The organism is Streptomyces sp. NBC_00207, from assembly GCF_045160965.1.
Classification (GTDB): domain Bacteria; phylum Actinomycetota; class Actinomycetes; order Streptomycetales; family Streptomycetaceae; genus Streptomyces.
In genome coordinates this window covers 7,731,576-7,752,546 of sequence record NZ_CP130715.1, presented here as the reverse complement: position 1 = coordinate 7,752,546, position 20,971 = coordinate 7,731,576, and the positions used below count along the sequence as shown (strand labels likewise).

Below are 20,971 nucleotides of genomic sequence, written 5' to 3'. Positions count from 1 at the left end.
GACTGGTACCGGCTGCCGTGCGACCTGCCGGCCGGGATCCTGGCGTCCGTGCGCGGGCTGAGCGTCGCCGACGGTCCGGTACTCGAGGGAGGTGCTGCTCGTGCGCGACGAACAGGCCAATCCGGTGTGGGGTCTGGAGCAGACGGCCCGTACGGCGACCGGTGAGCCGCGGCTCGGCAGCGAGCCCTCCGCCGAGAGCCCGGCGCAACCGGTCGGTGCGGCTGCAGCGCGCCGCCGTGCCCCATCCCGTCGGCGGCCACGCGGTACGGCCGCGGACGGAGCCGCTGCGGCCGGGACTCGACCTTGCGCCCCCGGCCCGGACACTGGCCTACTACCTGAACGAGGAGGAAGTACCGCAGTCCGGCACCCGGTTGACGGTGTCGTACAACCGCACCCCCGGCCGGGACGGCCAGGTGGCCGTCCGGCTCGGCGCGCGCCGCGGCGCGGGCCGCGGGGAGGCCTCCAGCGGCCTCGCCTTCGACCACCTCGTGGACACGTCCCCCCGCTGATCCGGCGCCGCGGCCCGCCGTTGCACGGGCCGCGGCAAGATAGCAGCCTTTCGCGGGACCGCCGGGATGTTTGTCCGATGGTGATGTCCTCCCGCAGCGGCGCCACGCCTGGCACTAGCGTCCCGTGACACCCCGGGAATGCGGGTGTGCACCGCACGGCTCGTGCGGACCCTCCTGCCCCGCCACCTTCCCGGCCCATGGAGCGAGGAGGCACAGTGCTGTCATTGCGGCGGAGATCCTTCAGCAGCTTGTCGGTGGCCACGAGATACACGATCGGAAGCGGTGTCGTCATCACCGCGCTTGCGCTCACCCTGATCGCACTGCTGATACCCGTGGACCGGTTCGGCAGCAGTGCCGTGGCCGCCGTCGCGGCTCCGGCGGGCGACGACGACGGCCTCGGAACGATGAGCACGGCGTACGGGCCCCTGACGGCCGCGGACCGGGACTTCATCCGCAAGGTCCGGCTCGCCGGGCTGTGGGAGCTGCCCGCAGGACGGCAGGCCCAGCAGCGCGGGACGCGCCCCCCGATCCGCACGGCCGGGGAGCACCTGGTCGATGGCCACACCAAGCTCGACCGGGAGGTCATCCAGGTCGGCCAGGCCCTCGGCGTCGATCTGCCCAACCAGCCCTCCGCGCAGCAGCAGGAATGGCTGGGCCAGCTGACCCGCGCCAAGGGGGACGAATACGAACGACTGTTCATCAAGCTGTTGCGCCGAGCGCACGGAAAGGTCTTCGCACTGGTGGCCGTGATCCGGGCGCAGACCCGCAACTCCATGGTGCGAGCCCTCGCCACGTCCGCCAACACCACGGTCCTGGACCACATCACGGTCCTCGAAGAAAGCGGACTGGTCGACTTCGACTCGCTCTCCGACAATGTCCCACCGACGAAGTGAAGTGATCGCATGAGTCAAAAGGGCCACAAACGCCCCCGGTTGTCGAACAAGCTCCTGGCCGTGGTCTCCGCCCTCGTGCTGGGCGGTGGCGGGGTCGCCATCGTCGCCGGAAACGCGTCCGCGGGGCAGGAGGGCGGCCGTGCGGGGCAACTGACCGCGACCATCGACTGCCCCGATGTCGGGGAGAAGATCACCGCCGTGCCCGACCAGGCCAAGCCCGAGGTGGACGCGGGCCTCGCCAAGCTGGACGACCAGGTGGCCGATGCCTACCGGCGCCTCGCCGCCGGCGAGGCGAAGGGCGACGCCCTCCTCGGTGAGCTCAAGCAACAGCGGGACAAGACCATCAACGGCATGGCGGACGCCATCGGCCGAGCCGGTCAACCCCCCGCAGAAATAAAGCAGTTGAGCGGTTGCGCGATGAAGGAGGCACCCGGCGCGGAAGAGGCTCAGGCGGGCGGGGGCGACCAGCAGGCCGCCGCCGCCAAGAGCGGTGCCGGGCAGAAGGGCGGTCCCGCGCGGAGCGACTTCGTCAACATCACCAAGATCAAGCCGAACGTACGCACCCCCGCTGCCGCGGGGAACGCCTCCAAGGGCTCCTTCAGCTCGCAGTGCGGCCGCAACGAGAACGGCCACTTCAACCCCGACAACGTGATCGTCGCCCCCGGTGTCTCCAACGGCGCCCACCACATGCACGACTACGTGGGCAACAAGACCACCGACGCCTTCTCCACCAACGACAGCCTCGCCGGCTCCGGCACCACCTGCGGGAACGGTGACCAGTCGGCCTACTACTGGCCCGTGCTGCGGCTGCGCGACGGCAAGGCCGAGCGGGACGCCAAGGCGCCCGGCGGTGGCCAGGACGCCAACGTCGGCACCATCCTCCAGCCGAAGCAGGTGTCGATCAGCTTCAAGGGCAGCCCCGTCGGCAAGGTCACCGCGATGCCCCGTTTCCTGCGCATCATCACCGGTGACGCCAAGGCCTTCACCAACGGCAACGCCAACGCCAACGCCTCGTGGAGCTGCACCGGATTCGAGAACCGCCAGCTGAAGGACAAGTACCCGGTCTGCCCCAAGGGCAGCGACGTGGTGCGCACCTTCACCTTCCAGAGCTGCTGGGACGGCAAGAACGTCGACAGCGCCAACCACCGGACGCACGTGGCCTTCCCGGACAAGAACGGCCGCTGCCAGAAGGGCTTCAAGGCCATTCCGCAGCTGGTGATGCGCCTCACGTACGGGGTGGCGCCGGGTGCCCGCTTCGCCGTGGACAGCTTCCCCGAGCAGCTGCACAAGCCGGTGACCGACCACGACGACTTCATCAACGTGATGTCGAACGGCCTGATGAACAAGGCCGTGAGCTGCATCAACGACGGGCGCACCTGCCGCTGACCCCCCTGGTCCGCACCGGTCCGGTTCCTCGCGATCCGGACCGGTGCGGACCTCTTTGCTCCTGGGCCGGGCGCCCCCCTCCCCCACCCACCGCGCCCGGCCCGGGAAAGGTGTTGGCCCGGAGTCGGCTTCGGGCCAACACCGCACGCAGACCCGGCCCGGCCCCGTCGTCACGGGGCCGGGCCGGGCTCTTGCGGTTCAGTTGCCGTGCGGTTCAGCCGCCGTTCAGAGGCCGTTGACGCGGGCCATGCGCCCGACGACCACGGGGGTGAAGTCCGCGGTGATCACGCGCGCCGCCCTGCGGCTCACGCGCGAGTGCTGGCGCCGCACCTGGGCCATCAGCCGGCGGCTGCGCAGGGCCATCTCCAGTTCGAAGCGGGTACGGGGGTCGCGCAGGCCGGTGCCGAAGAGCTTCTCCAGCTGGCGCATCCGGTAGCGCACGGTCTGCGGGTGCACGCTCAGGGCTTTGGCCGCCTCGGGGGCGCCGCCGCCCTCCAGCCAGGCGAGCAGGGTCACCTCCAGGCGCTCGCTCTGGCGCGGGGTCAGGTCGGCCAGCGGCCGCAGCCACCGGGCGGCCAGCGCGTGGGCGAGCGGTTCGTCCTGGAGCAGCAGCAGGGTCGAGAGGTGGTCGTCCACGAACACGGCCCGCAGCTCCAGGCCCGGGCGGGCGGGCGTCAGGGCGAACAGGCGCAGTGCCCAGCGCAGCGAGGAGGCCGTGTCCCGGAGCGGGACCGCGTGGCCGACGGCCGCGAACCGGCCGCGCAGCAGCTGGTCCAGAGGGGCGCGGCTGTCGGGGTCGGGGCTGGGGAGCAGCAGGCACGGCCGGCCCGCGAACGAACCGGCGAGGGCCTCGGGCAGTACGGAGGCGAGCTGCTGGGCCTCGACGGGCGTGGCCGGCACGATGGCCCGTACGGCTGATGGGAGGGGCCAGCCGGCCGCCTCGGCGAGCTCGACGAGGGAACTCTCGGAAGCCGCCCGGTCATCGGTGAGCGCCTTGAAGAGGTCCTCGCGTGCGCGGTCGCCGGCACTCTCGCGGGCCTCCGCTCGAACGCCTTCGCGAACGCCCTCGTACCGGCCCTCGTGCGTGACCTCGCACTCGTCGTTCCTCTCGACCGTGATTCCGGCCTTGATCCGGGCCTTGGTCTCGGCCCTGGTCTCGGGCCTGGTCTCGCGCCTGGTCCCGGCCGCGACTTCGCCCTTGTCCGTGTCCGCGATGTCGTCCTCACTCTCGTCCGGGCCCTCGTCCGGGTCCTCGTCCCGGTCCTGGTCCTCGTACTTGTCCGGTGTCTGTTCCCGGGTTTGCTTCTGGTAGCCGAGCGCGGTGAGAAGAGCCTCTTCCACGCACTGCCTGAGCAACTCGTCATCGATGGCATCGTTGTCATCGATAAGGGCGGAAAATTCCGGAATTCCATGCAGAAGCTCCTCCACTATCTCGGCGGCCAGCGCGGGCAGTTCTTTGCGCAGGACGCGGGTCCACTCGCCACGCGGGCGGGACCAGATGCGGTTCAGAAGTTCGCACATCGTTTCCTCGTTCGTGCCGGGGTGAGGCTTGTCCGGGGAAGAGCGACAAGCCCGCCGAGGTTGCCCCCTGCGCCAACAACGTTGTCTGGAACAGGAGTTGCGGCCCTCGTACTCCCTCCTGGAGAGGTCCGGCCACTTACGGCCCCGTGATTTTGCGGTAATTTTGCCGTCGGGGACGCGTAGGTGACAGGCGGCGCGGTGGCCAGTCGCAACCTCCGCTGGAGGGGAATCTTCCGGTGTTGTTCGATGCGTCGGAGACACGCTGCGAGAAATTATCACGTTTCGATAAATCCTGTGGAGCTGGTGTGCAGCTCCACGATGCTGCTGCACTCCGGCCCCAAGTTCCCTCGGCCGGCGCGGAGTTTCACAGCGCTGCCGGGCACAAAGGACACAACGACCCCCGGGTGCCCGAGCGCCAGGTGGAGTGCTCGGAGCCCAGGCGCACAGGAGAACTGGATGCCCCTGCCCCAGCCTCACATGCCCCGCTCACACAGAGCCCGCCGCAGGAGCCGTCACGCGGCAGCGGTAGCGGCACCGGCCGCCGGACGGCGGGCCGTTCGGCGGCCCTCCCTCCTTCCCACTGCCGGCAGACTGCGCCCCGGCGTGATCTGCGCCGCCGGCGCGGCCATCGTCTCCTTCGCCGTGGCCGCCCGCGCGGGCGCCCTGACCCATCTGTGGGACTTCCTCGACTACGGGGCGGGCGTGCTCTCGCTCGTCTCGCTCACCTCCACCGTCCTGTGGGGGCTGGTGGCCAGCGACCGGCTCCTGCTGGGGTCGGGCCACCGGCTGCTCGCCCAAGGCGTGCACCGCGGCCTCGCGGTGGCGGGGCTGGGGTTCCTGGCCCTCCACATCTGGGTCAAGGTCGCGGAACAGCGGACGACGGCGGCTTCGGCCGCGGTGCCGTTCACGGACGTCGGCCAGCCGGTCCTGATCGGCCTCGGCTCGCTGGCCGGATACCTCTTCCTTGCCGTTGCCGTCTCCGGTGCGGTGCGCAGCGCCTTCGCCACCAAGGGCCGCTCCCTGTGGTGGCGGGCCCTCCACTTCGGGGCCTACCCCGCATGGGGTGCGTCCCTGGTGCACGGGCTGAAGGCGGGCCGGTCCGCCGACGTCTGGGTCACGGCGGCCTACGCCCTGTGCCTGGCCGGTGTCGCCGGTGTGCTCGCCTTCCGTCTCAAGGCCCGCATCAGTGACGTGACGAACCGGCCGCCCACCCCACAGGCCGTGGCGCAGCCGTCCGTTGTGCTGGCGGCCGTGCCCCGGCCGAGGCGGGGCACGCGTCCCGTCCCGTTCGACCGGCCGGCGGCGCCGCCCGGGCCCGACGACCCGCCGCGTACCGCCGTGTACGCGCGGAGCCGGGCCGGCGGCCTCGGCCCGGCCGAGGAGCAGTTCGCCACCCGAGAGCAGCGCCTGTGACCGGCGAGCCGACCCCCAGCCTGGGTTGCGTCGGCGCCCCCAGACTGCTGGCCGGGCTCGACCAGGCCCCCCGGCTCGACCGCGTCGCCCATCTGACGACGCACGGCTCGCTGCCCCGGTACCGGCCGGAGGAGCTGGTCGACCTCGCCGACAACATCGACCTGCGGGGCCGCGGCGGTGCGGGCTTCCCCTTCTCCCGGAAGCTGCGCGCGGTCATGCGGGCCGCCCGGGGCCGCGAGGGCCAGACCGCCGTCGTCGTCAACGGCAGTGAGGGAGAGCCGAGTTGTCTCAAGGACACCGCACTGCTGCTGCACGCCCCGCACCTGGTGCTCGACGGAGCCCTGCTGGCCGCCGCCGCGATCTCCGCCGAGGACGTCGTGGTCGGGGTCACGAGGACGGACGTGGAGCAGTCGGTACGGGCCGCCGTCGCGGAACGCGGCCCGGCAGGACGCCGGGTCCGGGTGGCCCTGCTCCCCGAACGGTTCGTCACCGGCGAGGGAACCGCCCACATCAACGGCCTGAACGGGGGTGACACGCTGCCGTCCGGGCAGAAGGTGCGGACCAGCGAGCGAGGCCTGAACGGTGTGCCCACCCTGCTGTCCAACACCGAGACCTTCGCCCAACTCGGCGTCGCCGCACGGCTCGGCGCGCTGGACTACCGCACGGTCGGCCTGCCCGCCGAGCCGGGCACGGTCCTGCTGACCGTCGCCGGCTCCACCGTCGTCGAGACGCCGACCGGGGCCGCGCTGTCGTACATCCTGGAACTGTGCGGCACCAATCCCGGCCAGGGCGTCCTGGTCGGCGGCTATCACGGCAAATGGCTGGATCCGGGATCGGCCCGCGCCGCGGAGGTGTCCCGGCAGTCCCTCGACTCGCTCGGCGCGCGGCTGGGGGCGGGAGCGGTCCTGCCGCTGCCCGAGGACACCTGCCCGGCCGGCGAGGTGGCACGGGTGACCCGCTGGATGGCGAAGGAGTCGGCCGGCCAGTGCGGCCCCTGCGTACGGGGACTGCCCGCACTGGCCGACGTACTGGAGGACGCGATCCGGGGAGGGGGCGCAGGCGCCCTCGAAATGGTGGAGGCGCGGCTCAAGTCGGTCCTGGGCCGCGGCGCGTGCAGTCATCCCGACGGCACCTCGCGCTTCGTGGCCTCGGCGCTCAGCGTGTTCCCGGACGAGTTCCGGGACCACGCCCTCGGCAGCGGGTGCGGCCGACGGGTGCTGGGGGCGCTGCCGCTGCCCCAGGACGAGAGTCCGGAGCGGCTCGTCGTGGACTGGACCCTGTGCAAGGGGCACGGGCTGTGCGTGGACATCGTGCCCGACGTCGTACGGCTCGACGCGGACGGCTTTCCGGCGCAGGCGTCCATGCCGGTGCCGGCACGGCTGCGGCCGAAGGCGCTGCGCGCGGTGCGGCGCTGCCCGGCCCTCGCCCTGCGCATCCAGGACTGAACCATTGCGCCGGGTTCAATCTTGGCGCGATCTGACAAATTCCCAGGGAATTCTGCTTCCACCGTCCGAAGCCCCGTATCAATTACCGGGGGGCAAGAAAACGCGGAACCGAACCTGAAGGAGAGATCGTGAAGAGGATGCGTCGTGGAATATACGCCGGGTCGGCGGTCGCGGTACTGCTGATGACGGCCGCATGCGGCTCCGGAGACAATTACTCGGGAAAGGGGAGCTCGGTTCAGCCGGTGGGCGACAGCAAACAGGTCGGGAACGGCTACGACGACGTCTACGGAAGCGGAGCCGGGGCCGACCCGGGCGCGGCCGGCAAGAGCGGCCCGGCCGGGGAGCTGAAGGTGCAGGACATCGCGGACCTCGGCGCGGGGGTCACCGACAGTCAGGGCTTCACCCTCTACCGGTTCGACAAGGACACGCCCAAGCCCCCCAAGTCCAACTGCGAGGGGGACTGCGCCACGGCCTGGCCCGCGGTGGCCGCGGACGACGCCTCCGCAGGTGAGGGCATCGACAAGACCCTGCTCGGTTCGGTCGAACGGGCCGACGGCACCCGGCAGCTGACGCTCGCGGGGTGGCCCGTGTACCGCTACGCCAAGGACACCAAGGCGGGCGACACGCTCGGTGAGGGCGTCGGCGGGACCTGGCACGTACTGGGACCCGGCGGGAAGCCGGCCGCACCGGCCAAGGGCGGGGCCGACAAGGGCGGGAAGGACGGCTCGGCACAGCAGCTCACCGAACTCGCCGTCAATCAGAATGCCGAACTCGGCCCCATTGTCTCGGACGCGGAGGGCCGGACGCTCTACCGGTTCGACAAGGACAGCGCCTGGCCCATGAAAATCGGCTGCGTGGACGCCTGCACGGACACCTGGAAGCCCGCCAAGCCGGTCGACAAGGCGAATGTGAAGGGAATTGCCGCCGAATTGATCGGCAAGGTGAAGCGGCCCGACGGCAGTGAGCAATTGACGATCGACTGCTGGCCGGTCTACACGTTCACCGGCGACAAGGAACCCGGGGACATCAGCGGACACAACAACAAGGGCCTCTGGTTCGCCGTCACCGACAAGGGCAAGAAGGCGAAGGTCGTCGGCTAGGACCCGACCGGTCCCTCCCGCCGCAGCCCCCCTCTCCTTCCTCCCCACCCCTCCCCTCGACGCGTGGTGCCCGGGCCCTCCCCTCCCGGGCACCACGACCCCCTTCCCGATCAGCCAGTGAGGTCGCCATGCCCTCGTCCACCTACCGCCGCACCCGCCGGACGGGCCCGTCCCGTGCGGCCTTCGCCGCGCTGTGCGTCACGGCTCTCCTGTGCGGCGGCTGCGCCGGGAAGGCTGCCGCGCACCGCACCCCGGAGTCCGCGCACCAGACCTCGATCGAGGAGATCGCCACGGCCATCGGTTGCACCGCCGAAGTGAGCGTGGAGGCCGAGGAGCTGCGGCAGGGGGGCTGCGAGACCGGGCAGGGCGGCCCTTACCGGATGGTCACCTTCGCCGCCGAGAAGGGGCTGCGCTCCTGGCTGGCCGAGGCCCGGAACTACGGCGGCATCTATCTGGTCGGGGACCGGTGGGTCGTCACCGCCCGTTCGGAGGATGCCCTGGCGGCGGTGCGCGGCCGGCTCGGCGGTTCCCTGGAGACCGGCGACACGCACGGCAGCCCCTCGGAGCACACCGGCCCTTCCGGGCACACCGGATCTTCCGAACACACCGGTCCTTCCGAGCACGGCGACCCCTCTGCGCACGCCGACGACTCCGCCCATCCCTGAACCTGCACGGCGTGTCGGCCAGTTGTTCTGATTTCAGCTCATTCGTGAGGAGCACAAGGCACGACCCTTCGGGATGATTCGGCAGGTCTCCGCGTACAACAAGGTGGACCTGTAAGCGACTTCACCGAAAGGAACCGCCTTCGTGCGCCTGAAACGCTTCGCACCACTGCTCGCCGCCGCCGGACTCCTCGCGTCCACCGTGCCCCTGCTGTCCGCGGCCCAGGCATCGGCCGCCCCGGCACCGGACCACCTGCGGCAGAAGCCCGCCTGGCACCGCTGCAGCACCGAGCTGCCGGCCTCGTACGAGTGCGCCACGCTCAAGGTGCCGCTCGACTACCGGCGTCCCGACGGGCGCACGATCGACCTCGCCATATCCCGCATGAAGAGCGAGAACCCGGCCAAGCGCCACGGCGCCATGCTGCTGAACCCCGGTGGCCCCGGCGGTTCCGGGCTCGACCTGCCGCTCATGATGAACGAGGCGATACCCAAGGAGGTCCGCGAGCAGTACGACCTCATCGGCTTCGACCCGCGCGGTGTCGGCGCCAGCAGCCCGATCACCTGCGGTCTGGACGACGCCGAGCAGAACTTCAACCGGGCCTACCGTCCTGAGACCTTCGACGCCGACGTGACGTGGGCGCGCACCGTCGCCGACAAGTGCCGCGAGAAGGCCGGTCCGGAGCTTCCGTACATCACCACCCGCAACACGGCACGCGACATGGACACGATCCGCGCGGTGCTGGGCGAGCGCAAGCTCTCGTACCTGGGCTACTCGTACGGGACCTACCTCGGCGCGGTGTACTCGCAGATGTTCCCGGACCGCACGGACCGCTTCGTGCTCGACAGCGGGGTGGACCCGCAGCGGATCTGGCGCGGCATGATCCAGGTCTGGGCCACCGAGGCCGAGCCCGCCTTCGCGCGGTGGACCCAGTGGGCGGCGCAGCGGTCGGCGGAATTCCAGCTGGGTGACAGCCCGAAGGCCGTGTCCGAGACCTTCTGGGGGCTGGTGGCGCGCGCCGACAAGGAGCCCATCGACTTCGACGGCATGAAGGTCGACGGGGACATGATCCGCTCCGCGCGCGGGGTGTTCTTCTACCCGGCGCAGGCCACTCCCATGATCGTGGCCCTGAAGGCCGCGGCCGAGGGCAAGCCGCTGCCCGCGGGCACGACCCTGACGGAGATGAGGCGGCTGCTGACCGGCGGCGCGGCGGCCGAGCCCGCCTCGGACAACGGCACGGCCGTCTTCTGGGCGGTGGCCTGCGGGGACACCGGCAGCTGGCCCCGCTACACGGAGCAGTACGAGCGGGACGCGGCGAAGGACAAGGCGAGGTACCCGCTGTACGGGGACTTCGCGTCCAACATCAAGCCGTGCGCCTTCTGGGACCGGCCGGTCGAGGCGGCCACTCCGATGAACAAGAAGGCGAACGTGCTGACCGTGCAGAACGAGTGGGACTCCCAGACCCCGCTCGTCAGCGGGCAGGGCCTGCACCGCGCGCTCAAGGGCTCGCGGATGGTGCTGGCGGCCGGCGGTGAGGGCCACGGGGTGTACCTCGCCGACCCCTCCTCCTGCGCCAACGCGCCGGTCCACGCGTACCTGACCACGGGCAGGCTGCCCGCCCAGGACGTGACCTGCCAGAACCCGGCGGGCGCTGCCGGGCAGCGCGAGTCCCTGGCCCCGTCGAAGCGGCTGCCGATCCCGGCCGGCCCCGGGCGGTTCTGACACCGTCCGGACGATGCCCGCTCAGGGTTGAGCGCGAGACGCCTCCGCGGCGGCCTTGATACGGCGGCCGAAAGCGGGGGCGTCCTTGCGCGCGGCGCTCACCGCGATACCGACGAGCAGTTTGCCGAGGCCGTGGCCGTGCAGGGTGTTGAAGATCCGGACCCGGGTGCGGCCGCCGGGGAGGGCTTCGAGGTCGTAGCCGCCCTCGGCGGTGACGAGGTTCTTGCTCTGTTCGGTCCAGCGGATCCGGTGCGGCGGGTCGAAGCCGACGATGCGGAACTCTCGGGCGGTCTTCATCCCGGCGTCCTTGACCGTGCTGCGGAAGACCGTGCCGAGGGCCGTGGGGCCGTCCGGGGTCCTGGTGATCTCCTGGACGCGCGGGCTGAAATCCGGGTCGTTGCGCCCGTCGGCGAGGTAGGCGAAGACCTCCTCGACCGGCCGGTCGATCTCGACGCTCGCCTCGAACTGTCCGGACATGTCGGCTCCTCGGTGTGACTGCACCTGTGATCCACGATCCCAGAACGCCGCCCTGTGCGCGCGCCGACGGCCGGGCGGCCGGGGCCGCAGCCCCGCGTCCGTCCGGACGGAGCGCCTCCCGACAGGAGCGCGGAGCGGGCCACCGGGCCGCTCCGCGCTCCTTGTCCGCGCCGCCGGGGTCCCTCAACCCCGCAGCGGCACCACCGGGTCCCTCATCAGCCCCGGTCGTATGTGTGGAACCCGCGGCCGCTCTTGCGGCCCAGCAGCCCCGCCTGGACCATCCGCTGCAGCAGCGGGGGCGGGGCGTAGAGCGGCTCCTTGAACTCCTCGTACAGGGATTCCGCGATGGCCGCGACGGTGTCCAGGCCGATCAGGTCGGCGAGCTTGAGCGGGCCCATGGGGTGGGCGCAGCCCAGTTCCATGGCCGTGTCGACGTCGGCGGCGGTGGCGAAGCCGGACTCGGCCATCCGGATGGCCGAGAGCAGGTACGGGACCAGCAGCGCGTTGACGACGAAGCCGGACCGGTCCTGCGAGTGGACGGCCGTCTTGCCGAGGGTGTCGCGGGCGAACGCCTCGACCGTCTCGACGGTGCCGCGGCCGGTGTGCAGCGAGGAGACGATCTCCACCAGGGGCAGGACCGGTACGGGGTTGAAGAAGTGCAGGCCCACCACGCGGTCGGCGCGGCCGGTGGCCATGGCCAGGCGCATCACGGGGATGGCGGAGGTGTTGGTCGCGAGGATGGCCTCCGGGTCCTCGACGATCTTGTCGAGAGCCGTGAAGACCTCCGTCTTCACCCCGGCGTTCTCCACGACGGCCTCGACGACGAGCTGCCGGTCGGCGAGGTCGTCGAGGCTGCCGGAGAAGACCAGCCGGGCCAGGGCGTCCTCGGCGGTGAACCGGTCCAGTTTGCCGCGCTGGACGGCGCGTTCGAGGGAGACGGCCACGCGTTCGCGGGCGGCGCGCGCGGCGGTGGCGTCTGCTTCGCAGACCACGGTGTCGAGGCCGGCGCGGGCGCACACCTCGGCGATGCCGGCGCCCATCCGGCCGCCGCCGACGATGCCGACCCGGCGGATGCCGGCCGTGCCGATGCCGGGGACGCCGGGGCCGGGGACGCCGGTGCCCGGGGCGGGGGCGGCGCTCATGAGCGGGCCTCCGGGTGGCGAACCAGGTGGCGCTCGTACGCGTCCAGGGTGAAGAAGGCCGGCAGGTCCCGGGCGAGCGCCGTGCGCTCGAAGACGGCGGCGGCCTCGGCGACCAGGGCGTCCGGCTGCTCCTTGGCGAGCGCGGCGCACTCCGCGGCGAGGATCTCCCGTACGTCCTCGCGGTCGGCGGTGCCGTGGCGCAGCCACTGCCAGAGCTGGACCCGGGCGATCTCGGCGGTCGCCGCGTCCTCCATGAGGCCGTACAGGGCGACCGCTCCGCTGCCGCGCAGCCAGGCGTCGAAGTACCGCAGCGCGACGGCGGTGTTGGCGCGGATCCCCTCCGGGGTGGGCGGGCCGCTGATCCGCCGGACCGACAGCAGGTCGGCGGCGGTGACGTGGACGTCCTCGCGCAGCCGGTCGAGCTGGTGGGGCCGCGCGCCGAGCACCCCGCCGAAGACCTCGCGGCAGACGGGGACGAGTCCGGGGTGGGCCACCCATGAGCCGTCGAAGCCGTCCTCCGCCTCGCGCTCCTTGTCGAGACGGACCTTGGCGAGGGCGGCGGCGTTCGCCCCGGCGTCCTTGCCGGGGACGTGGGCGGCCATGCCGCCGATGGCGTGGGCGCCCCTCTTGTGGCAGGTACGGACGAGCAGTTCGGTGTACGCGCGCATGAACGGGGCGGTCATCGTGACCTTGGCCCGGTCGGGGAGCTGGAAGTCGGTGCGGTGGCCGAAGGTCTTGATCAGGCTGAACAGGTAGTCCCAGCGCCCCGCGTTCAGTCCCGCGCTGTGTTCGCGCAGCTCGTAGAGGATCTCTTCCATCTCGAAGGCGGCGGTGACCGTCTCGATGAGGACGGTGGCGCGGATGGTGCCGCGGGGGATGCCGAGGAGCTCCTGGGCGAGGAGGAAGACGTCGTTCCAGAGCCGGGCCTCGTACCGGTTCTCCAGCTTGGGGAGGTAGAAGTACGGACCGTGGCCGGCGTCGATCTGGCGCTGCGCGCAGTGGAAGAAGTACAGCCCGAAGTCCACCAGGGAGGCCGGAACGGGGCGGCCGTCGACCTCCAGGTGCTGCTCGGTCAGGTGCCAGCCGCGGGGGCGGACCATGATGGTCGCGAGGTCCGTCCCGAGCCGGTACTCCTTGCCCTCCGGAGTGGTGAAGTCGATCCGGCGTTCGATCGCGTCGAGCAGGTTCAGCTGGCCGCCGATGACGTTGGCCCAGGTGGGTGCGGTGGCGTCCTCGAAGTCGGCCATCCAGACCCGGGCACCGGAGTTGAGTGCGTTGACGGTCATCCGGCGCTCGGGCGGGCCGGTGATCTCCACGCGCCGGTCGGTGAGGCCCGGGGCGGGCGCGGCGACGCGCCAGTCGGCGTCGGCGCGGACCGGGATGGTCGCGCGGGAGAAGTCGAGCGGGGTGCCGGAGGCGAGCAGGGTGGTGCGCCGGCGCCGTTCCCCGAGCAGCTCCTCGCGGCGGTCGCCGAAGGCGGTGTGGAGCCGGGCGAGGAAGTCGAGGGCGGCGGGGGTGAGGATCTCGGCGAAGCGGTCGCCCGGTGCGCCGAGGACCTGGACGCGACCGGTGAGTTCGGTGGTGGACATGCGGGTCTCCTCGGCGGGAGCGGCGGGCGGGGAGGGACACGGGCGCGGGGCGGGCCTGCGGCGCGGGTGGGGCTGGCGCCCCCACCCGACCGCGGGCGGGCGCGGCCTAGTGGAACTGCTCTTCCTCGGTGGAGCCGGAGAGCGCAGTGGTGGAGGAGGCGGGGTTGACGGCGGTGGAGACCAGGTCGAAGTAGCCGGTGCCGACCTCGCGCTGGTGCCTGACCGCGGTGAACCCGTGCTCCTGGGCGGCGAACTCGCGCTCCTGGAGGTCGACGTACGCGGTCATGCCGTGCTCGGCGTAGCCGCGGGCGAGCTCGAACATGCCGTGGTTGAGGGAGTGGAAGCCGGCCAGGGTGATGAACTGGAAGCGGTAGCCCATCGCACCCAGCTCCCGCTGGAACTTGGCGATCTGGTCGTCGTCCAGCGCCGCCTTCCAGTTGAAGGAGGGCGAGCAGTTGTAGGCGAGCATCTGGTCCGGGTGCTCGGCGTGGATCGCCTCGGCGAACTCGCGGGCCTGGGCGAGGTCCGGGGTGCCGGTCTCGACCCAGATCAGGTCGGCGTACGGGGCGTAGGCGAGGCCGCGGGCGATGACGGGCGCCATGCCGTTCCGGACGCGGTAGAAGCCCTCCGCCGTGCGCTCACCCGTCACGAACTGCGCGTCGCGCTCGTCGACGTCGCTGGTCAGCAGGGTGGCGGCGAGGGCGTCCGTACGGGCGATGACCAGGGTGGGGACATCGGCGATGTCGGCGGCCAGGCGGGCCGCGTTGAGGGTGCGGATGTGCTGCGCGGTCGGCACGAGCACCTTGCCGCCCAGGTGGCCGCACTTCTTCTCGGAGGCCAGCTGGTCCTCGTAGTGGATGCCGGCCGCGCCCGCCGCGATCATCGCCTTGGTCAGTTCGAAGGCGTTGAGCGGGCCGCCGAAACCGGCTTCGGCGTCGGCGACGATCGGCGCCAGCCAGTCCGTCCCCCCGTCGGACGAGCCTGTCGTGCCGCCCTCGGCGGTGGCGATCTGGTCGGCGCGCAGCAGCGCGTTGTTGATCCGGCGCACCACCTGCGGCACCGAGTTGACCGGGTACAGGCTCTGGTCGGGGTAGGTGTGGCCGGCCTGGTTGGCGTCGGCGGCGACCTGCCAGCCCGAGAGGTAGATCGCCTGCAGTCCGGCCCGGACCTGCTGGACGGCCTGGCCGCCGGTGAGCGCGCCGAGCGCGTGGACGTAGTCCCGCTCGTGCAGCTGCCGCCACAGCCGCTCGGCTCCGCGCCGGGCGAGGGTGTGCTCCTCGCGGACGCTGCCGGACAGCCGCACCACGTCCTCGGCGGTGTAGGTGCGCTCGATCCCGGCCCACCGCGGGTCCGTGGCCCACCGCTGTTCGAGCTGCTGGGCCGCCGCCGTCGTGTTCGCCTCTGCCATGACCGTCACCGTCTCCGTGAATCGCTTGATCTGCCAATGTTCTGGTCAGCTGTGCAAGGTGCTGGCACCGTGTGCCTGAGTAGGGGATCGCGGCCGCCGGACCGACCCGTGGGCCGAACTGAGCAATGTTGCCGAACCACCGAGCCAGGACTGCCGGGATCTCCGACATCAGGGCATGAATCGCGCCCGGGGCGTCCGTCTCGGCCGCCGGGTCCGGCGGGCCGCAGGACAGACTCTGGCAGTGGCACCGAGTGCCATCAAGGAGGGACGAATGCCAAGTTCTGCGAATCTTCACAGGCCGTTTTGCCAAGTTTGCAAACCTTGGCGGGGCGCGGATCCCGCGTAGGGTTGCGGCTGTCCCCGGCACACCAGGAGCAGGCGAGGAGCACGGTGAGCAAGACGTACGCGGGTGCGCGGCTGCGGCGGTTGCGCGAGGAACGGCGCATGAGCCAGGCGGAGTTGGCGCGAGTCCTCGCGATCTCGCCCAGCTACCTCAACCAGATGGAGCACGACTCGCGCCCGCTCACCGTCCCGGTGCTCCTGCGGCTCACCGAGGCGTTCGGCGTCGACCCCGGTTTCTTCTCGGAGCGCGACACCTCCCGGCTGGTGGCCGACCTCCGCGAGGCGCTGGCCACGGAGGTCGCCGAGGCCCGCGTGTCCGCCTCGGACCTCGCGGAACTCGCCACCCGGATGCCCGCCGTCGCCTCGGTCCTGCTCGACCTCGGCCGGCGCGGCCAGCTGCTCGCCGAGCGGCTCGCCGGGGCCGCGGACGGCCGGGACGGCACGCTCGACGTACCCCGCTCACCGCACGAGGAGATCCGCGAGTTCTTCTACCGGCGGCAGAACTACCTGCACGACGCCGACCTCGCCGCCGAGGCGCTGGCCCGCGAGGTGGGGATCCGGCCGGGGGACGTCGTACGCGCCCTGTCCGCGCGGCTCGCGGACCGGCACGGGGTGCGCCTCGCGGCCGATTCGGACCGGCTGCACCACTACGACGAGCGCGCCCGCGTCCTGCACATCTCCAGCCGGCTCCGGCCGGGCCAGCAGGCCTTCCGGCTCGCCACCCAGCTGGCCCTGCTGGAGTACGGCGAGGAGCTGGACGGGCTGGCGGCAGAGGACTTCCCGCCCGGTTCAGCGTCCCACGGCCTGGCCCGGATCGGCATCGCGAACTACTTCGCCGCGGCGCTGATCCTCCCGTACGGCGCCTTCCACACGGCGGCAGAGGAGTTCCGCTACGACATCGAGCGGCTCACCGACCACTTCGGCCTCGGCTACGAAACCGTCTGCCACCGCCTCAGCACCCTGCAACGGCCCAGGCTGCGCGGGGTGCCCTTCTCCTTCGTCCGCGTGGACCGGGCCGGGAACATGTCCAAACGGCAGTCCGCCACGGGCTTCCACTTCTCCCGGGCCGGCGGCACCTGCCCGCTGTGGAACGTCTACGAGGCCTTCGCCGCGCCCGGCCGCATCCACGTCCAGGTCGCGGCCATGCCCGACGGGCAGCGCCACCTGTGGACCGCCCGCGCCGTCACCCGCCACCGGGGCGGCTGGGGCGAGCCCGGCAAGACCTTCGCGATCGGCCTGGGCTGCGAGATCCGGCACGCGTCCCGCCTCGTCTACTCCGACGGGCTCGACCTGGACAACAGGGCTGCGGCCACGCCCATCGGCATGGGCTGCCGCCTCTGCGAGCGCCTCGACTGCCCCCAGCGGGCGGTCCCGCCGCTCGGCCGCACCCTCGCCGTCGACGAGAACAGCAGCACCTTCATCCCGTACCCGGTGACCGCGGAACGCGGCTGACCGGCGCCGCGGGGCGGCTCAGTCCAGCCGCCGGGCCTCCGCCGCGGTCACGGGTTCACCGGCCCGTACGGAGTGCAGCACGTGGGCGAGCACCTCCGCGCCGCGCACCACGCGGGGCCCGGGGCGGTTGAAGTACGCCGGCCCGTCGAGGACCCAGACGGCGCCGGAGCGTACGGCGGGCAGCTCGTCCCAGCCGGGCAGGGAGGTGAGCAGCTCCCGCTCCCGCAGGGTGCGCTCGGGAGGGAAGCCGCAGGGCAGGACGAGGAGGACGTCGGGGCGGGCGGCGACGACCTCGTCCCAGGTCATCGCCTTGGTGTGCTCCCCCGGCGCGGCGAGCAGCGGCTCGCCGCCGGCGCAGTCGATCTGTTCGGGGACCCAGTGCCCGGCCGGCCACAGCGGGTCGAGCCATTCGACGGCCACCACCCGGGGCCGGGCGAGCCCCGCCGTCGCACGGCGCACCCCGGCGAGCCGTGCCCGCAGTTCCCCGCGCCGCCGCTCGGCCCGCTCGCGCACGCCGAGCAACTCCCCCACGGTGACCAGGCAGTCCAGTACGTCGTCCAGGGTGCGGGGCTCCAGGCTGAGCACCCGCGGACCGGCGTCGAGCACCCGGACCGCCTGCGACACCCCGCGGTAGGACACGGCGCAGACGTCGCACAGGTCCTGGGTCAGCACCACGTCGGGGGCGAGGGCCGCCAGGGCCTCGGTGTCGAGGGTGTAGAGGGAGGATCCGGAGTGCGCCGCGCCGCCGACGGCGTCGGAGATCTCCCGGCTGCTGAGCGTCTCGGCGGAGAATTCGGCCGCGGTGACCACCGGGACACCGGCGACGTCCTGCGCCGGCCAGTCGCATTCGTGGGTGCGTCCCACCAGGTCACCGGCCAGACCGAGCTCGGCGACGATGTCGGTGGCGGCCGGCAGCAGGGAGACGATGCGCATGCCCCGACTGTAGGCGCAGCGCTGCGCACGGGCGGCTGGAACGCGCAGCCCACCCGGCACGTGGTAGTCGACGGCGTCCACATCCCCGCCGACCGGCGGCTCGGCTCCGGGGGAGACGGCTTCCGCATCATCGTGATCGGCCTCAACGACGGCGAACGGCGGCTGTTCCAGGCGGTGTTCGCCACTGCCGATCAGAAGGAGGGCATGGCGGCCTTCGTGGACAAGCGCCCGCCGGGGTTCGTCCACGGCTGAGCCTCGCGGTGGGCCCGCCGCGAGCACCGCGGGCCCACCCTGATCAGCCGTCGACGAGGGGCGCCAGGCCGTCGAGGAGTGCCTTGAGGCCGAGCTCGAAGAGCGCGTCGAGACGCAGGTCGTAGCCGTCCTCGAAGGATCCGACCACGCGGGTGAAGGTCGGGAAGCGGCCGGATTCCACCAGCCCCCGGAGGGCCGGGGCGCGGCTGTCCATCCACTGCTCCTCCGACTGGCCGGTGGCGGCCTCGGCGTGCGCTTCCAGTTCGAGGTGCGCGGCAAGGCCCTGGACGTGGCTGTAGAGCAGGACGTGGATGTCGAACAGCGTGGTGGAGTCGAGGCCGTGGCCGTCGAGGGCGGCCAGCATCCACTCGCCGTGCACCATCAGGTTGGGTACGAGCAACGGGCGTGTGAGGGAACCGAGCTGGGCCAGCCACGGGTGCTTGCGGTACAGGCCCCACAGGGTCCGGCCGCCCAGCTCGATGCGGGCACGCCAGTCGCCGGGTGCGTCCGCGGGGCAGGACTCCTCGCCGAACGCGGCGTCGGCCATGTGGAGGACGAGGTCCTCCTTGCTCGGGACGTAGCGGTAGGTCGACATCGCCGCCACGCCGAGCCGGGCCGCGACGCCGCGCATGGAGAGCGCCTGGAGCCCTTCGGCGTCGGCGATCTCGATGGCGGTGCGGACGATCCGGTCGAGGCTCAGCTCCTGCTCGGCGTCCGGGGCGGACGGCGGGCGCCTGCGGGCCGGCGCGGCGCGCGTGGTTTCGGCGACGACCGTGCCGATCCGGGGCCGTGCCTCGACAAGTCCTTCCAGTCGCAGGGTGGTCAGAGCCTTGGTGGCGGTGGCGAGCGCGACACCCCACTGCGCGGCGAGCTGCCGGGTCGAGGGAACCCGCTCCCCCGGGGCGAGTTCACCGTTCGCGATCCGCTGCCGGATCGCGGCGACGATGCGCAGATAGGGCGGATCCCCCGCCGCGCCTGTGGCCTTCGTCACGTCCTGCCGCCTCCTTCTCCTGTACTAGTGCAGAGGGTAGCAGCGGCGATCCGGAGCGCGGACCCATCTGTCCTAGTACACCTGACAGATAAGCCCAGTTGAGGGTGCTGCTCGTACGGCGTACGTTCAGAGCACTTACAGCGTACGCACGAAGGAGCACCCCATGCGGACCATACTCGTCTCCGGCGGCGGCATCGCCGGTCCCGTCCTCGCCTACTGGCTGCGCCGCCACGGCTTCGCGCCGACCGTCGTCGAGCGCGCCCCGAGCCTGCGCCCCGGCGGCCAGGCCGTGGACATCCGCGGCGTCGCGCTCGAAGTCGTGGAGCGGATGGGCCTGCTGGAGCAGGCGCGCAGCGTGCGGACCCGGATGCGCGGCATGTCGATCCTCGGCCCCGACGGCCGCGAGGTCGACCGCTCCACCGAGGCGACCTTCAGCAGCGGCCGGCTGGACAGCGAGGACATCGAGGTGCTGCGCGAGGACCTGGTACGGATGGTGCACGAGCACACGCGCTCAGGCGTCGAGTACCTCTTCGGAGACAGCATCACCGCACTCGCCGAGGACGAGAGCGGCGTGCGCGCCGACTTCGCGCACGGGCCCTCCCGCACCTTCGACCTCGTGGTGGGGGCCGACGGCCTCCACTCCACCGTACGGCGCCTGGCCTTCGGTCCGGAGGAGCGTTTCGCCCACCACCTGGGCAGCTACCTCTCGGTGTTCGGCGCGGAGAACTTCCTCGGCCTGGACGACTGGCAGATGTGGCTGAGGGACGGGGACGCGGGCTTCGGCATCATGCCCGTCCGCGACAACACGGAGCTCAGGATCGCCTTCGGCTTCGAGTCCGGCCCCCTCGCCCCCGAGCTCCGCGACGGCGGCGCCCTCCGGCAGCTCGTCGTGGACAGGCTCGCCTCGATGCAATGGGAGGGCACCCGACTGGCCGAGGCCGCCCGGAAGGCGCCCGACTTCTACTGCGACGCCATGGCCCAGATCCGCATGGACCAGTGGTCCCGGGGCCGGGTCACCCTGCTCGGAGACGCCGGCTACTGCCCGTCCCCCCTCTCGGGGCAGGGCACCAGCCTGGCCCTCGTGGGCGCCCACGTGCTGGCCGACTGCCTGGCCGCGGACGACGGCGACCACCGCGCCGCGTATGCCCGCTACGAGCGGCGGATGCGCCCCTTCGTCGCCGCCAACCAGGCCCTGGCCACCGAGAATCCCGGCGGACCCGCCTGCGAGGAATCCGTCGACCGCGCCAAGAACGCACTCTCGCTGGACGGTTGAGCCGGCGAGCCGGACGGTCCTCAGCCGAGCAGGGCGTAGACGGTCGAGGCCGTGGCGGCCGGTTCGTCCGCGCCCTCGGGGGTGAGGGTGATGTCGGCGAAGGCCATCCGCTTGCCGAGCTTGGTGACCCGTACGTGGATCAGCACGTCGGCGCCGACCACCGGCCGCTGGAAGCTCGTCGACTGCTGGACGGTGGTCATCGGCCCGTAGCCGCCGCGGGCGGCGGAGATCGCGATGACCGTCGCCGTGTCGGCGGCCGCCATCATGGCCTGGCCCGAGAGGCCGCCGCCGTCCCGGGCCAGCTCCCCGGACCAGGGCAGGCGCAGCACTGCGTGCCGCTCGCCCGTCTCCTGGACGGTCAGTCCGAGGGCGAGCACCCAGGGGGCGAAGTTGTCGGCGAGGATCTTGTCTGCGTCTGCGGCTGAGAACGTCACCGGGAAATTGTGGCGGCCCGGCCGGACCG

General features: G+C 72.0%; 18 protein-coding genes and 1 pseudogene. 11 read left to right on the top strand and 8 right to left on the bottom strand.

The genetic code is table 11. The annotated features are described in order from the left end of the window. Positions 1-215 precede the first annotated feature (215 nt). The 3 genes from OG472_RS35875 (at position 216) to OG472_RS35865 (ending at position 2,788) form a co-directional block, all read left to right on the top strand. Positions 216-509 (top strand): hypothetical protein, encoded by a 294-nt coding sequence (locus OG472_RS35875; protein WP_405942455.1) that lies wholly within the window; start codon positions 216-218, stop codon positions 507-509. 254 nt (positions 510-763) lie between these two features. Next, the gene (locus OG472_RS35870) at positions 764-1,402 is read left to right on the top strand and encodes a DUF4142 domain-containing protein (protein ID WP_401605409.1); all 639 of its coding nucleotides are present in this window, start codon (positions 764-766) and stop codon (positions 1,400-1,402) included. 9 nt (positions 1,403-1,411) lie between these two features. Then, entirely contained in the window at positions 1,412-2,788 is a 1,377-nt protein-coding gene (locus tag OG472_RS35865; RefSeq protein WP_401605407.1) for a DUF1996 domain-containing protein, read from the top strand. A 225-nt stretch (positions 2,789-3,013) separates the two neighbouring features. On the opposite strand, the gene OG472_RS35860 is transcribed toward OG472_RS35865, so the two are convergent. Continuing rightward, positions 3,014-4,309 (bottom strand): PucR family transcriptional regulator, encoded by a 1,296-nt coding sequence (locus tag OG472_RS35860; protein ID WP_405942454.1) that lies wholly within the window; start codon positions 4,307-4,309, stop codon positions 3,014-3,016. Positions 4,310-4,912: 603 nt separating this feature from the next. Between OG472_RS35860 and OG472_RS35855 the strand changes: the two genes are divergently transcribed. The 5 genes from OG472_RS35855 to OG472_RS35835 all read left to right on the top strand — a co-directional run bounded on the left by OG472_RS35855 (position 4,913) and on the right by OG472_RS35835 (position 10,649). Then, positions 4,913-5,722 (top strand): hypothetical protein, encoded by an 810-nt coding sequence (locus tag OG472_RS35855; protein WP_401605403.1) that lies wholly within the window; start codon positions 4,913-4,915, stop codon positions 5,720-5,722. Next, positions 5,719-7,167, top strand: coding sequence for an NADH-ubiquinone oxidoreductase-F iron-sulfur binding region domain-containing protein (locus OG472_RS35850; RefSeq protein WP_401605401.1), 1,449 nt, complete (start codon positions 5,719-5,721; stop codon positions 7,165-7,167). The genes OG472_RS35855 and OG472_RS35850 overlap by 4 nt, the downstream gene beginning before the upstream one ends. Before the next feature lie 137 nt (positions 7,168-7,304). Further along, positions 7,305-8,267, top strand: a complete 963-nt coding sequence (locus tag OG472_RS35845; RefSeq protein WP_401606437.1) for an SCO0930 family lipoprotein — start codon at positions 7,305-7,307, stop codon at positions 8,265-8,267. A gap of 128 nt (positions 8,268-8,395) precedes the next feature. Next, positions 8,396-8,932, top strand: coding sequence for a hypothetical protein (locus OG472_RS35840; protein ID WP_401605399.1), 537 nt, complete (start codon positions 8,396-8,398; stop codon positions 8,930-8,932). Between the two features lie 142 nt (positions 8,933-9,074). Further along, positions 9,075-10,649: an alpha/beta hydrolase gene (locus OG472_RS35835; protein WP_405942453.1), complete on the top strand. Its 1,575-nt coding sequence runs from the start codon at positions 9,075-9,077 to the stop codon at positions 10,647-10,649. Positions 10,650-10,670: 21 nt separating this feature from the next. Here OG472_RS35835 and OG472_RS35830 read toward each other — a convergent pair whose 3' ends face one another. The 4 genes from OG472_RS35830 to aceA form a co-directional block, all read right to left on the bottom strand. Then, positions 10,671-11,126 (bottom strand): SRPBCC family protein, encoded by a 456-nt coding sequence (locus tag OG472_RS35830; protein WP_405942452.1) that lies wholly within the window; start codon positions 11,124-11,126, stop codon positions 10,671-10,673. 215 nt (positions 11,127-11,341) lie between these two features. Then, positions 11,342-12,268, bottom strand: a complete 927-nt coding sequence (locus OG472_RS35825; RefSeq protein ID WP_405942451.1) for a 3-hydroxybutyryl-CoA dehydrogenase — start codon at positions 12,266-12,268, stop codon at positions 11,342-11,344. Then, the gene (aceB, locus tag OG472_RS35820) at positions 12,265-13,857 is read right to left on the bottom strand and encodes a malate synthase A (protein WP_405942450.1); all 1,593 of its coding nucleotides are present in this window, start codon (positions 13,855-13,857) and stop codon (positions 12,265-12,267) included. Before aceB ends, OG472_RS35825 begins: the two co-directional genes overlap by 4 nt. Positions 13,858-13,963: 106 nt before the next feature. Then, on the bottom strand, positions 13,964-15,265 hold the full coding sequence (gene aceA, locus OG472_RS35815; RefSeq protein WP_401605388.1) for an isocitrate lyase: 1,302 nt from the start codon (positions 15,263-15,265) through the stop codon (positions 13,964-13,966). 390 nt (positions 15,266-15,655) lie between these two features. On the opposite strand from aceA, the gene OG472_RS35810 reads away from it, so the two are divergent. After that, positions 15,656-17,059, top strand: a complete 1,404-nt coding sequence (locus OG472_RS35810) for a short-chain fatty acyl-CoA regulator family protein (RefSeq protein ID WP_401605385.1) — start codon at positions 15,656-15,658, stop codon at positions 17,057-17,059. Between the two features lie 18 nt (positions 17,060-17,077). Here the strand turns inward: OG472_RS35810 and OG472_RS35805 are convergent, their stop codons facing one another. Further along, entirely contained in the window at positions 17,078-17,992 is a 915-nt protein-coding gene (locus tag OG472_RS35805) for a cobalamin-binding protein (protein ID WP_405833045.1), read from the bottom strand. 153 nt (positions 17,993-18,145) lie between these two features. Here OG472_RS35805 and OG472_RS35800 point away from each other — a divergent pair. Next, positions 18,146-18,244 (top strand): annotated as a pseudogene (locus OG472_RS35800) (enoyl-CoA hydratase); the annotation flags it as partial. A 43-nt stretch (positions 18,245-18,287) separates the two neighbouring features. On the opposite strand, the gene OG472_RS35795 reads toward OG472_RS35800, so the two are convergent. Further along, positions 18,288-19,235 (bottom strand): TetR/AcrR family transcriptional regulator C-terminal domain-containing protein, encoded by a 948-nt coding sequence (locus OG472_RS35795; RefSeq protein WP_405942449.1) that lies wholly within the window; start codon positions 19,233-19,235, stop codon positions 18,288-18,290. A 163-nt stretch (positions 19,236-19,398) separates the two neighbouring features. On the opposite strand from OG472_RS35795, the gene OG472_RS35790 reads away from it, so the two are divergent. Next, positions 19,399-20,508, top strand: coding sequence for an FAD-dependent monooxygenase (locus tag OG472_RS35790; RefSeq protein ID WP_405942448.1), 1,110 nt, complete (start codon positions 19,399-19,401; stop codon positions 20,506-20,508). A gap of 20 nt (positions 20,509-20,528) precedes the next feature. Here the strand turns inward: OG472_RS35790 and OG472_RS35785 are convergent, their stop codons facing one another. Next, a complete protein-coding gene (locus OG472_RS35785) occupies positions 20,529-20,942 on the bottom strand; it encodes a PaaI family thioesterase (RefSeq protein ID WP_401605375.1) in 414 nt (137 codons plus the stop codon). Positions 20,943-20,971 lie beyond the last annotated feature (29 nt).